Source organism: Microbacterium xylanilyticum, from assembly GCF_054654695.1.
Genome location: NZ_BAAIEN010000002.1, coordinates 124,705 through 137,031 on the forward strand (window position 1 = coordinate 124,705; position 12,327 = coordinate 137,031).

The 12,327-nt window shown below is 71.5% G+C and carries 14 protein-coding genes; 9 read left to right on the plus strand and 5 right to left on the minus strand.

The window, feature by feature from the left end:
- Nucleotides 1–43: 43 nt before the first annotated feature.
- The 5 genes from ACYQ1L_RS01110 to panB all read left to right on the plus strand — a co-directional run bounded on the left by ACYQ1L_RS01110 (nt 44) and on the right by panB (nt 5,135).
- Nucleotides 44–1,735 carry a hypothetical protein gene (locus tag ACYQ1L_RS01110; RefSeq protein ID WP_460002370.1) on the plus strand — a complete coding sequence of 564 codons (1,692 nt, stop codon included), beginning with the start codon at nt 44–46 and terminating at the stop codon, nt 1,733–1,735.
- A 254-nt stretch (nt 1,736–1,989) separates the two neighbouring features.
- The gene (locus tag ACYQ1L_RS01115) at nt 1,990–2,778 is read left to right on the plus strand and encodes a DUF2520 domain-containing protein (RefSeq protein ID WP_460002371.1); all 789 of its coding nucleotides are present in this window, start codon (nt 1,990–1,992) and stop codon (nt 2,776–2,778) included.
- Nucleotides 2,775–3,626 (plus strand): pantoate--beta-alanine ligase, encoded by an 852-nt coding sequence (gene panC, locus ACYQ1L_RS01120; protein ID WP_460002372.1) that lies wholly within the window; start codon nt 2,775–2,777, stop codon nt 3,624–3,626. The genes ACYQ1L_RS01115 and panC overlap by 4 nt, the downstream gene beginning before the upstream one ends.
- Entirely contained in the window at nt 3,626–4,123 is a 498-nt protein-coding gene (gene panD / locus ACYQ1L_RS01125; RefSeq protein WP_460002373.1) for an aspartate 1-decarboxylase, read from the plus strand. The genes panC and panD overlap by 1 nt, the downstream gene beginning before the upstream one ends.
- A gap of 145 nt (nt 4,124–4,268) precedes the next feature.
- Nucleotides 4,269–5,135, plus strand: a complete 867-nt coding sequence (panB, locus tag ACYQ1L_RS01130; protein WP_460002374.1) for a 3-methyl-2-oxobutanoate hydroxymethyltransferase — start codon at nt 4,269–4,271, stop codon at nt 5,133–5,135.
- 166 nt (nt 5,136–5,301) lie between these two features.
- Here panB and ACYQ1L_RS01135 read toward each other — a convergent pair whose 3' ends face one another.
- Together ACYQ1L_RS01135 and ACYQ1L_RS01140 are read right to left on the minus strand one after the other, a co-directional pair.
- Nucleotides 5,302–5,598 (minus strand): DUF503 domain-containing protein, encoded by a 297-nt coding sequence (locus tag ACYQ1L_RS01135; RefSeq protein WP_460002375.1) that lies wholly within the window; start codon nt 5,596–5,598, stop codon nt 5,302–5,304.
- Nucleotides 5,599–5,623: 25 nt separating this feature from the next.
- Nucleotides 5,624–6,379 carry a ribonuclease H family protein gene (locus ACYQ1L_RS01140; RefSeq protein WP_460002377.1) on the minus strand — a complete coding sequence of 252 codons (756 nt, stop codon included), beginning with the start codon at nt 6,377–6,379 and terminating at the stop codon, nt 5,624–5,626.
- 156 nt (nt 6,380–6,535) lie between these two features.
- Here ACYQ1L_RS01140 and ACYQ1L_RS01145 point away from each other — a divergent pair, with 156 nt between their 5' ends.
- The 3 genes from ACYQ1L_RS01145 to ACYQ1L_RS01155 all read left to right on the plus strand — a co-directional run bounded on the left by ACYQ1L_RS01145 (nt 6,536) and on the right by ACYQ1L_RS01155 (nt 9,566).
- Nucleotides 6,536–6,925, plus strand: coding sequence for a DUF2510 domain-containing protein (locus tag ACYQ1L_RS01145; protein WP_460002378.1), 390 nt, complete (start codon nt 6,536–6,538; stop codon nt 6,923–6,925).
- 74 nt (nt 6,926–6,999) lie between these two features.
- The gene (locus ACYQ1L_RS01150; RefSeq protein ID WP_460002379.1) at nt 7,000–7,593 is read left to right on the plus strand and encodes a PadR family transcriptional regulator; all 594 of its coding nucleotides are present in this window, start codon (nt 7,000–7,002) and stop codon (nt 7,591–7,593) included.
- On the plus strand, nt 7,593–9,566 hold the full coding sequence (locus ACYQ1L_RS01155) for an ABC1 kinase family protein (RefSeq protein WP_460002381.1): 1,974 nt from the start codon (nt 7,593–7,595) through the stop codon (nt 9,564–9,566). Before ACYQ1L_RS01150 ends, ACYQ1L_RS01155 begins: the two co-directional genes overlap by 1 nt.
- A gap of 154 nt (nt 9,567–9,720) precedes the next feature.
- Here ACYQ1L_RS01155 and ACYQ1L_RS01160 read toward each other — a convergent pair whose 3' ends face one another.
- Complete coding sequence (locus tag ACYQ1L_RS01160; protein WP_460002383.1) at nt 9,721–10,638, minus strand: MFS transporter; 918 nt, start codon at nt 10,636–10,638, stop codon at nt 9,721–9,723.
- Between ACYQ1L_RS01160 and ACYQ1L_RS01165 the strand changes: the two genes are divergently transcribed.
- Nucleotides 10,637–10,996: an ArsR/SmtB family transcription factor gene (locus tag ACYQ1L_RS01165; RefSeq protein WP_460002384.1), complete on the plus strand. Its 360-nt coding sequence runs from the start codon at nt 10,637–10,639 to the stop codon at nt 10,994–10,996. The two genes, ACYQ1L_RS01160 and ACYQ1L_RS01165, sit on opposite strands and share 2 nt — an antisense overlap.
- Nucleotides 10,997–11,020: 24 nt before the next feature.
- Here ACYQ1L_RS01165 and ACYQ1L_RS01170 read toward each other — a convergent pair whose 3' ends face one another.
- Complete coding sequence (locus ACYQ1L_RS01170; protein ID WP_460002385.1) at nt 11,021–11,491, minus strand: hypothetical protein; 471 nt, start codon at nt 11,489–11,491, stop codon at nt 11,021–11,023.
- Between the two features lie 225 nt (nt 11,492–11,716).
- Nucleotides 11,717–12,274, minus strand: coding sequence for a TetR/AcrR family transcriptional regulator (locus ACYQ1L_RS01175; protein WP_460002387.1), 558 nt, complete (start codon nt 12,272–12,274; stop codon nt 11,717–11,719).
- Between the last annotated feature and the right edge of the window lie 53 nt (nt 12,275–12,327).

Sequence of the window (12,327 nt, forward strand, 5' to 3'; positions counted from 1 at the left end):
GGGGACACCGGCACGCACCCCATGATTCCCGTACGCTGGCGCCATGCCCGGCCTCTCCCGTCCGTCTCTGCTGGACGACCTCGCGCACGCCCTGCGGGATCCGCATCCGCTCACGTTCCTCGCGGCGGCGAGCGGCCTGGCTCAGGTCACCGCTCCGGATCCGCTCGCGGGCACGCCGTTGCGACCGCAGCGGGTGGATCCGGGGCCGTCCCGCGAGATGCTCATCGCATCGTTCCTCGACGTCGGTGAACGCGAGACCGACGCCCTGCTGCTGGTGTGGTCGGAGATGCTGGACCTGCCCGACGTCGGGCGTCAGGTGCGCGATGCGCACCGCCGTCATGCGCTGCCGCAATGGCTGCGGCATCTCGACCAGATCCGCATCGTGCGCGCGGTCGAGAACACCCACATCCTCGGCGACGGTGACAACCTCTTCCTCGGGGTGGAGACGCCCGGGCGGTCGTTCACGATCGTGGCGTACGTCGACCACAACATGGGCACGATCGTCAAAGACTGCTGGATCGCCGACGTGCCGATTCGTGAAGCGCTCGGCCGTGTCGACGCCCTCGGCGGCGACGACACCGAGTTGCGGGAGATCCTCCTGGAGGATGCGGCCGCGAAGCTCCGCGGCGCCATCGCCACCGGCGACCGCTTCATCGATCCGGTCACCACCGACACCTGGCCTCAGGTCAAGCCGCTCGTCGAGTGGCTGCTGCGCGGGCTGCCGCGCGACGGGCACGGATACGAGCGCATCGAGCTCAGTGACGCTGAGTGGGATGCGCTGCGTGCGGACTTCGCCGCATCGGAGCATGCTCGTTCGCTCACGCCCGATCAGCTCGACCAGGCGCAGACGCTGATGAACTTCGCCGCGGACTACGGCACGGGCGACCCGCTGCGCTGGAGCAATGTCATGGTCGAAATCGTGCTGGTGGACCTGATTCCGCGCAAGGTCATCGCGCCCGAGGCGTACCTGCGCGCCATGCCGGACACCCTCAAAACAGTGATCCCCTACGCGCACGCGCGCCGTGGCGTCCCCGAGATATATACCGTGCAGGCGCTTGAGGCCGTCGACGCGTTCACGCCCGGCTACCTCGACGCAATCTCCCGGCCGCGTGCCCAAGGCCCCGCAGCCCTGCTGGAACGGCTGGGAATCCTGGGTACCGACGATCTCGACGGCGATGACCTCCTCGGCGGGCCCGCCGACTATCTGGATGTTCTCGCGCAGTCAGTGGGCGGACCCGACATTCTCGATGCGCTCGATGATGCTCCATTGCCCGACGAGCCTCTCGACGTCTCCGCTCTCCCCGACGACATCGTCGACCGAGTGCGCTCGGTTTCCGCGCTCGCGGACGGTGTGTGCATCGACCTCTTCGACGATCCCGAACTGCGTACCGCGGCCCGCCGAGCGCTGGTGCGCATCGCGACTGCGGACCCGGCGATCTTCCGTCGCCGCTCGAGCAACGCCACGGCGGCCGCGGCGCTCTGCTGGATCGTCGCGAAGGGCAACGACTACCTGGACTTCGGCGACGACATCACGGTCGGAGAGCTGATGGAGCGCCTCGGGCTGAAGGGGTCGCCGGGACAGCGGGCGCAGCCGATGCTGCGCGCGCTCGGTCTGCGGGCGAACGACTGGGCGTTCGACCCCGACCTGCGTTCGGCAGACCTGCTCACGTCGGACGTGCGCGCCGACATCGCGCGTCAACGCGACCGGTGGCGGGCGGCCTACCCGCGGGATTGAGCTGCGCGTGGGCGCGCTGAAGCGGGTACGGCGGTGTCGTGGAGGGAGACTGAGTAGTCAGGTGCCAGCGTAGCGCGCGGAGAGCAGAAGGGCAACCGAAACCTGTTGATCCTGAACAGTAGTACGCCGCTTGGCTGAATTTGTCGTGCGAAATGATCTCCGATTTGGTGCGGATCGCGGCGCAGGCGGATACTCGACCCAGCCCGGCTGCCGATTCCGGCCGGGGTCCAACAATGAACGCATCTTCCTCCCCCGTGTCTGCTGCGCGCGCTCGCAGCATCGCCGTCGTCGGTGCCGGACGGCTCGGCGGCGTGCTCGCGCGAGCGCTGGCGGAAGTCGGTTTCGACGTGCGCGGGCCGCTCGGCCGGGCGGAGGCAGTGCCGCCGGTTGACGTCGCGATCCTGTGCGTGCCCGACGCGGCGATTCACGAGGCCGCTGCGACCGCGCGCCCGCACGCGCGGCTCGTCGGGCACGTGTCGGGAGCGACCGGACTCGACGAGGTCGACTTCAGCATCCACCCGCTGCAGACGTTCACCGGATCTGAGTCGGCCGACGTCTTCCGCGGGATCGGCGCGGCCGTCGATGGACGCACGGACGACGCGCTGGTGACGGCGACACGGCTCGCCGAGGCGCTCGGGGCGCGGCCGTTCCGCGTCGACGAGGCGCAGCGTGCGGGGTATCACGCGTCCGCCTCGATCGCGTCGAACCTGCTGCTTGCCGTTCTGGATGCGGCCGAGCGGGTCGCCGGATCCGCGGGCATCGGCTCCGATGAGGCGCGCGCGGTGCTCGCGCCGCTCGTGCAGCGGACGGTGGCGAACTGGGCCGACCGGGGTGCCGCTGAGGTGCTCACGGGACCGATCGCCCGGGGTGACGAGGTGACGGTCGCGCGGCAGCGGGCGGCTGTCGCGGACGGCAACCCGGAGTTGCTGCCGCTGGTCGATGCGCTCACCGTGCAGACGCGGGTTCTTGCGGGCGCTGGGCGTCCTTCGTCTCGCTCCGCTCGCTCAGGAACCGGGGAACGGCACGAGGGGAGCTGCGCATGAGGATCATCCGCACCATCGCCGAGCTCCGCGAAGCCGTGAGGGCCGCGAGGCAGGACGGGCGGAGCGTCGGACTCGTTCCGACCATGGGCGCGTTCCACGAGGGTCACCTCTCGCTCATGCGCGAGGCTCGCGCGCACAACGACCTCGTCGTGGTGTCGCTGTTCGTCAACCCCACGCAGTTCGGCCCGAATGAAGACCTCAGTCGCTACCCGCGTGACGAGGCGCGGGACGCCGAGCTCGCCGAGGGCGAGGACGCCGACATCCTCTTCGCCCCCGAACCCGCCGAGATCTACCCCGACGGCTTCGCCACGACGATCCACATCTCCGGCATCACCGACGTCCTCGACGGCGCGAGCCGCGGCGCGCACCACTTCGACGGCGTCGCCACGGTCGTCGCCAAGCTTTTCGGCATCGTCGCGCCCGACGCCGCCTACTTCGGGCAGAAGGACGCGCAGCAGGTGCTCGTGGTTCGCCGGCTCGTGCGCGACCTGAATCTCGACGTCGAGATCGTGGCCTGCCCGATCGTGCGCGAACCCGACGGTCTCGCCATGAGCTCGCGCAACGTCTACCTCGGCCCCGCGGCGCGGCAGCAGGCGACCGCGCTGAACCGCGCGCTCGAAGCCGCAGCCGAAGCCGTCGAGCAGGGCGAGCGCGACGGCGCCGCCATCGAAGACGCGGCCCGGCGGATCCTGGACGACGCCGGCATCGTCCCCGAGTACCTCGAGCTGCGCACGGCCGACGACCTGCAGCCCGTGACCCGCCTCGACGGCGCGGCGCTGCTCGCGGTCGCCGCGCACGTCGGCGCGGCCCGCCTCATCGACAACCGCCTCCTGAGAGTGAGCGCCTGATGCGACGCACCATGCTGAAGTCGAAGATCCACCGCGCGACGATCACCGGATCCGATCTGCACTACGTCGGATCCATCACGATCGACCCCGACCTGCTCGACGCCGCCGACATCCTCCCGCACGAGCAGGTGCACGTCGTCGACGTCGACAACGGATCCCGCTTCGAGACGTACACGATCGCGGGAGAGCGCGGATCCGGCGTGATCCAGGTGAACGGCGCCGCCGCCCGCCTCGTGCACACGGGCGACACGGTCATCGTCATCTCCTACGCCGACTACTCGCGTGAGGACCTCGCGGACTACGCGCCGACGGTGGTGCACGTGGACCGGTCGAACGCGATCATCCAGGTCGACGACGCGGTGGACGTGCTGCTGACCGAGGCCCGGGTTCCGGACGCTTCGACGGGCTCAGCGACCGACGGGGTGACCAGGGTGCCGGACGCTTCGACGGGCTCAGCGACCGGCGGTGCCCGGAGCGCGAGGGAGGAGCTCGTATGAACCGGGTGTTGTGTCCCGAACAGCGGACCTTGTCCCGTTTCGCCGACGTACTCGGCGAATTCGTCGGCGAAACGGGACATCGTCGGTCATCCGGGACGGCGGCCAAAGCGCCAAGGGCCGGCGCACCGCTCCGGGAGGCCCTCGCATGAGCGCGTATGCCGCTCCCCGCCGCCTCGGGCTCGGGGACCTCGCCGCGAAGAAGGCCGCGGGCGAGCCGATCGTCATGGTCACCGCATACGACCACCCGGGCGCGCAGATCGTGGAGGCAGCCGGCGTCGACATCGTGCTCGTCGGCGACTCCGCGGCGATGACCGTGCTCGGCTACGACAGCACGGTGCCTGTGTCGGTCGACGAGATGATCATGCTCACCAAGGCCGTGCGGCGCGGGCTCACGACGCCGCTGCTCGTCGCCGATCTGCCGTTCGGCTCCTACGAGACCTCCGACGCCCAGGCCCTCGCGACGGCGCAGCGCTTCGTCAAGGAGACCGGCTGCGACCTCGTCAAGATCGAGCGCGGCGGCACCTCGGTGCACCGTGCCCGGGCGCTGGTCGAGGCCGGCATCCCCGTCGTCGGGCACGTGGGCCTCACCCCGCAGACCGCGACGTCGCTCGGCGGCTATCGCGCGCAGGGGCGCACCGCCGACGCCGCGCTGTCGCTCATCGACGACGCCCTCGCCCTGCAGGATGCGGGCTGCGCGCTGCTCGTCGTCGAGGCCGTGCCGAGCGAGGTCACCGCTGCCCTCATGCCGCTGATCGACACTCCCGTGATCGGGATCGGAGCCGGATCCGCCACCGACGGGCAGGTGCTGGTGTTCCACGACCTGCTCGGGATCTACGACGGCCCCGCGGCGAAGTTCGTCAAGCGCTACGCCGACCTGCGCACCGCCGCGATCGAGGGCGTCACCGCCTACGCCGACGAGGTGCGCGAGCGGACGTACCCCGCGCCCGAGCACACCTACTCCATGCCGGCCGAAGAGGCCGCCCAGCTGCGGGACCTGCTCGCGGCGCGGTGACGGGCCGACGGCAGGGTCACCCTGCCACGAGCGCGCCTGCGCCCTGCGCCAGCACGAACGCGCCGAGCGGCATCGCGACGCCGAGCCCGGCCAGTACGCCGGCCAGCGCCGCCACCCAGAAGCCGTCCATCCGGACCACCGGCGTGCGCCGGGCGGGGTGTGGCCGTCAGTCCTCGCTGCTGTGCAACCCGCGGCGGGCCGAGAGCACCGTGATCTCGGGATGCTGCTCGGTGAGCAGCCGCTCGGCCTGATCCAGCACGTCGCGCACGTGCGACGCGTGCGCCGCGACGACTGCTGCCCCGAGCAGGGTGCGGCGGTGCAGATCCTGCGCGCCCACCTCGGCGACCGCCGCCTCGGTGCGCCGGCCGAGGTCCGCGAGCAGCGGCCGGATCACGCTGCGCTTCTCCTTCAGGGAGTGCACGTCGCCGAGCAGGATGTCGAACTCGATCCATCCGATCCACATCCCGACAGTGTGGCACCGGATCCGGTCAGATCAGACGCCGCAGCGCCTCCTCCAGGCTCACGCCCTGGGCGTCGGCGCGATCGCGGAGCCGGGCGTGCTCCTCGGTGCTGAGGGCGATGCGCAGGTCGATCGGGGGTGTCGCCGCGGGCAGGTCGAGGCTGTCGAGCAGATCCGACGCCTCCGCCCACAGCGGCGGAGCCTCTGTCCGGGCCGAGGCCGCGCCGGCCGCACCGGACCCACCGTCCGCAGCGGTCGAGTGCGTGGGGCCTGCGGTTTCCGGGATGCTCGTCGAGGCCCCGGCGATGACCGGCGCGGCGGCCGTGAAACCGGGGCCGCGGGCGGGCTCCTGCTTGCGCTGGTACGCAGTCGCGGCGGCGTTCGCGCGCTGATCCGCGGCCTCGTTCAGGGGGTGTCCGGCGTGGCCCTTGACCCAGCTGAACGACACGTCGCGCCCGCGCAGCTCTGCGTCGATGCCCTCGAGCAGCTCGCGGTTGAGCACCGGGCCGCCATCGGCCTTGCGCCAGCCCTTGCGCTTCCAGCCCGGCATCCACTTCGTCACCGAGTCGATCACGTACCGGCTGTCGCACTCGATCACGAGCTTCTCGCCCGCGACCGCGGCGGTGGCGCGCAGCAGCTCGAGCACGGCCTGCAGCTCGCCCTGGTTGTTGGTGCCGTGGGGGGATCCGCCGGCCGCCCAGTTCGCATCGTCGATGTACCAGGCCCAGCCGCAGGGACCGGGGTTGCCCAGGGCGGATCCGTCTGCCGCGGCGGTGATCGTCATCCCTCCACCGTAGGGCGTGGCGAGCCGAGCGCCGGGCATGGCGCATGCCGGCGGTGCTCAATAGGATGTCCAGGTGTAGAGATGTTGTGGAACCCCGTTCGGCGCTCGCCGTGTCGCGAGTCCGAATGGGCCGTGGGCAAGACGAAGGAGACGCACATGACAGACGCGCAGGCCGGCTGGTACGACGACGGGTCAGGAACAACGCGTTGGTGGGACGGCACCAATTGGACCGACGCTGTGCAACCGCCGCCACCGGTCGAACGCAGCGTGAGCGGCATCATCAGCCACATCGAGGCAGAGGCGGTGGCCGGTGCGCAGCCGAGGCCGGCAGCAGCCGGAATGAGCTATGTCGTCCTGCAGGTGATCCTCAAGGAGAAGCTGTGGGGAACCGGATCCGGGAATCTCACCGAGCTCGAGAAGGCGATCAATAAGCAGGCGGCGCTCGGCTATCGATTGCACACCATCACGACCGCGGCGTCCGGCAGCAAGGGGCTCGGCGGAGGCGACCGCATCCAGGCGACGATGGTGTTCGAGAAGATCGCCTAGCGCCCTTCCCTTCCGATACATAGCGACATATCGTTGACTATCGCTCGACAGGAGTCGGACCTGAGGAGGTCGTCATGGACAACAGCTATGCATCGCGTGGTTTCGGCGGAACGGAGTTCGGTCCGGGGGGCGGCCGCGGCTTCGGGCGACGCCCGGGCATGAATCCGACGGCGGGTCTGTGGGAGGCCATGGAGCACCTGCGCTCGGTCTTCGACCAGCGCCCCTCGACCCCGCGGATGGCCCGCGGTGATGTGCGCACGGCGGTGCTCGCGCTGCTCGCCGAGCAGCCCATGCACGGCTACCAGATCATCCAGGAGATCGAGGAGCGCAGCGGCGGCTCGTGGAAGCCGAGCGCCGGATCCGTCTATCCCACGCTGCAGCTGCTCGCCGACGAGGGGCTCATCGAGGCCGCCGAGCAGGGCGGCCGCAAGACGTACTCTCTGACCGAGGCGGGTCGCGCCGTCGCGGAGGAGGCGGGCACGCCGCCGTGGGAGGGGTCGAGTGCGCGCACGGGTGCGGCCTCCTTCGGCGCACTCCCGAAGGCGGGGGTCGACCTCGCCGGTGCCGCGGCGCAGGTCGCGCGCACGGGAACGCCCGAGCAGGTGCAGCAGGCGGTCGACGTGCTCGACGAGGCCCGCCGACGCCTGTACGCGATCCTCGCCGACTGATGACGGGTGAGGGCGACGACTGGTTCCTGAGCCAGGCGCCGGGCAGCGCGCCCGAGCCGGCGACGGCCGACGGGAGGGCGGATCCGGCCGCCGTCGCGGGGGCCGCGCGCGCGGCCGGCGCAGCATCGGACCCGGGGCGCGCGGCCGGTCGCTCGGCCGTTCCGAGCCCGCCCGGCGACCAGGGGCCGCCGCTGCGCGCCCGGTACCGGCGGATCCTGGGCTTCGCCGCGCGTGTGCTCGTCCAGACGTGGTGGTACGAGATCGCCCTTCCGCGGATCGGCCTGACCCGCGTCGCGGAGAGCAGCCGCGAGCGGCGGATGCGCACGCTCGCTCAGCGGTTCCACGTGCTCGCCGTGCAGCTGGGCGGGCTCATGATCAAGGTCGGCCAGTTCCTGTCGTCGCGCCTCGACGTGCTGCCGCCCGAGATCACCACCGAGCTCGCCGGCCTGCAGGACGAGGTGCCGGCCGTGCCCGTGGACCGGATCCGCGCGCTCGCCGAAGCCGAGCTCGACGTGCCCCTCGAACGCGCGTTCGCGTGGTTCGAGGAGACTCCGCTCGCCGCGGCGTCGCTGGGGCAGGCGCACCGTGCCCGGCTCTCCGTGCAGGACGCGGCCGACGCCGGATTCGCGGAGGTCGTCGTCAAGGTGCAGCGTCCGGGCATCGACCAGGTGGTCGCCACGGATCTCGCCGCACTCCGCCGCGTCGCCGGGTGGCTGCGGCGGATCCGGTTCATCGCCGATCGCGTGAACGCCCCGGCGCTCGTGGAGGAGTTCGCCCAGACGAGCCTCGAGGAGATCGACTACATCCACGAGGCGGCCGCGGCCGAGCGGTTCGCCGAGGCGTTCGTCGACGACCCCCGAGTGGACGCCCCGCTCGTCGCCTGGGAGCGCACCACGCGCCGCGTGCTCACCCTCTCCGACGTCACCGCGATCAAAATCAACGACGTCGAGGCCCTGCGCGCGGCGGGGATCGACCCGGCCGAGGTCGCCCGCGTGTTCGCCGAGGTCATGTTCGACCAGGTCTTCACGCACGGATTCGTGCACGCGGATCCGCATCCCGGCAACATCTTCGTGACGCCGCACCAGGCGGGCGGCGTCGGGATGCCGGGCGCTTCCACGGGCCCTTCGTCTCGCTTCGCGGTTCCCGAGCGAGGGGCGAAGCTCCGAGACGAGGGACGCTCAGGGACCGGCGAGTCCGCGGGCGGGCCGCATCCCGCGTGGCGACTCACCTTCATCGACTTCGGGATGATGGCCGAGGTGCCCGAGGGGATCCGGCACGGACTGCGCACGCTGTTCATCGCCGCCGCCTCCCGCGACGGGAAGGGCATGGTCGCGGCCGCGCAGGAGATCGGCGTGCTGATGCCGTCGGCGGAGAACCGCGACCTCGAGCGGGCGCTCTCCGCCCTGTTCGCCCGCTTCGGCGGCATGGGCTTCGCCGAGCTGCGCGACGTGGACCCGCGCGAGTTCCAGAGCTTCGCCGTCGAGTTCGGCGACACGATGCGCTCGCTGCCGGTGCAGCTTCCCGAAGGACTGCTCCTGCTGATCCGCGCGGTCTCGCTCACCTCCGGCATGTGCAGCGGACTGGATCCGCAGTTCAACATCTGGGAATCGATCGAGCCCTACGCCACCCGGCTGCTGGCGGACGAGAGCGGTAACATCGTGCAGGACTTCGCCGCGCAGACCGTCGCGAACGCGGGCATCCTATGGCGCCTGCCGAGGCGGATCGACGATCTCATCACGCGCGTCGACGACGGATCCGTAGCCTTCGACACCTCGCGCATCGAGCGCCGCCTCGACCGCATCGACGGCCTCATCCGGCGCGGTGTGTCGGCGCTGCTGTTCGCCGCGCTGCTCATCGGCGGGGCGCTCGTGCTCGCGCCGGCTCCGGCGCTCGGCATCGTGCTGATGAGCGTCTCGGCGCTGCCGCTGCTGCACGCGCTGTTCGCCGGGCTGTCCCGGCGCGGACCGCGCTGACCGCTGACGACGGCGCGGAGTGCGGAGCTCGCAGCGCGGGGCTCGCGTGCGAGCGCCGCACCTGCCCCCCGGGGCCAGTATCCGGTCCCTGAGCCTGTCGAAGGGCACGGATCCACGGCCTGACGGTCGGCAAGCGCTACGCCCGCGTCGCCGATCACGCCGGCCGGCGAACGCGCAGCACCAGGGCGATCACCGCCAGTGCGATGACGACGACCCCGTAGCCGACGCAGACGGCGCCGAGTCCCACCTGCGCGACGAGCATGCCGGCGACGACCGCGGGCAGCCCGAAGGCGAGATAGGCGAGCAGGTATAGCACCGCGAAGGCATCCGCGCGCTGGGTCGTCGGGATCCGTGGCGCGAGGGACCCGACGACGCCGAAGAACGCGGTGCCGAAGCCCATGCCGGTCACAGCCGCAGCCACGAGGTACGCCGCCAGGGAGCCGATCGCGAGCGCGAGCAGCGACAGCGCGGTGCCGGCGGCGAGCGCCGCGGTGCCGAAGATCACGATCGTGCGCGCGGTGCGGCGCCGGATCGCGAAGGCGGTGACCGCCCCGACTCCGGCGAGGAGGGCGACCGCGAGGCCCTGCCAGACGTGCGCCGTGCCACCCAGCTCGGCGCGGACGATGTTCGCTCCGAGGGACAGGAACAGCCCGCCGGTCGCCCAGCCGGCGACGACCGCCGGTGCGGCCCGCCAGAACTCCGCGCGGATGCCCGTCGGCACGGACAGGCGGAACTGCAGCGACGCCCAGGCGCCGGGCAGTCGCGGCGCGGTCTCCGGTGCGACGAACATGAGCGCGGCGAGCGCGACGTAGACGGCGGCGAGCGGAACGAACACGTCGGCCAATGCCTCGGGCGTCGCGTCCAGAGCGACCGCGGCGATCAGGGCGCCGGCCGCCAGACCGATCCCAGGGCTCAGTGCGTTCCAGAGCGCCGCAGTCGCGGGGCGTGCGGGCGGCGCGAGATCGAGCACCGTCGCGGAGAAGGCTGCGATGAGCAGTCCGCTCGCGACGCCCTGCAGGATCCTCGCGAGCACGAGCAGCAGCACGGATCCGGCGTTCCCGAACAGCAGCATGCTGACGGCCAGAAGGGCGAGACCGGCGGCAGGCGCCGTCGACCTCCCGCATCCGGAACGCTCGGAGATCGAGCTCACCGCGGTGCTCTTCGCGCTCAGCGACCCGGAGCGTCTGGCCATCGCGCGCCAGCTCGTCGACGGTCCCCTCGACATGGCGGCGTGCCGCGCGACGGATCCGAATCTGCCGAAGTCGACCAAGTCGCACTTCATGAAGGTGCTGCGCGAGGCGGGTGTCATCCGCAACGAGCCGAACGGACGCCGGCGCATCCTCACGCTGCGCCGGGACGACCTCGACGAGCGGTTCCCGGGCCTGCTCGACGCGGTGCTGGGCTCGCCGGCTTCGCCCGAGGCGTCCTGAGCTGCGGGGGTTCGGCGGCGGCACTCAGCCCCGGGTGATCGCGAGCACCGTGGTCCGGGTGGTGCCGGCCGCGTCGGTCGTCTCGTATCGCACCGGCATCCCGGGGTGCGCGAGCGCGAACCAGAACACCGTGTCGCCGTCGTCGTCGCGCACGGCGTAGCGCCGGCACTCCAGGCGCCCGAGCGGATGCTCGATCGTCTCGGATCCGACCGTCGTGCGCTCGGCGGGGAAGGCGGCGTGCGCCTGCAGCTCCCGCCAGGTGACGCGCTTCGAGACGGCCGATCCGGGGTCGTCGGCGGGATGGGCGGTCAGCGTCGCGCCGTCCGCGTCGCCGTCGGAGAAGCGGTTGACCCGCTCCGTCGCCGCCCCGTCGGGTGCTTCGGTGCGGATCCGGATCGTGGCGCCGCCGCGGAGCGCATCGCGGATCTCGGCGGCTGTGAACGGCGTCGGCAGCAGTCCGTCCGCGACGATGTGCGGATCCGGATTCTCGGTCATGCGGCCAGGATAGGTCCGTTCATGGATCCGCGGATCCGCGTATCCGGTCCCTGAGCCTGTCGAAGAGCCCGGATCCATGGATCTGCGTATCCGGTCCCTGGGCTTGTCGAAGGGCCCGGATCCATGGGTGTGCGTGTCCGGTCCCTGAGCCTGTCGAAGGGTCCGGATCCAGTCGGCTGACGCTTCGACAGGCTCAGCGTCCGGGGAGTCTGCCCTCCGACCGCGTCAGGCGGCGGCCGGGGAGAGCGCCGCGAGATTGGCGGCCATCGCGGCGCGGAGGTCGAGCGCCGGATCCCGGGCCCAGGCGTCGAACGCGACCCGGAACGCGGCGACCCCCACGTGCGCCGTCATGATCGCGAGCGGATCGGCCACCCCGCGGTCCCGCAGGCCCGCCGCGAGCGTCTCGATCACGCGGTCCATCTTCATCGTCTCCCGCTCGCGCAGCGCGGGGTTGCTGCTCACCACCGCATGACGGCGACGGGCGAAGTCCGCACGCGAGGTCAGGAGCACGGCCGCCTGGTCGAGCGCGGCGTCGAGCGCCTCGCGCGCGGACGCGTCGGCAGGCGCGGCGGTCAGGGCGGCGGCCATCTCGATCCCGAGGTTCTCCGACCCGGCGAACAGGACCTCCTGCTTGTCGGCGAAGTAACGGAAGAAGGTGCGCGACGTGACGCCCGCCCGCTCGGAGATCTCCGCGACCGTCGCCTGGTCGAACCCGACCTCCTCGAAGAGCTCCAGCGCGGCCGCGCGCAGCCGTCCCGCGGCGTCCGGTTCCCATCGACCCATGCGTCCCATCCTAGTGATGTCATTGTCTGACATCGCATGCTAACCTGAGCCAT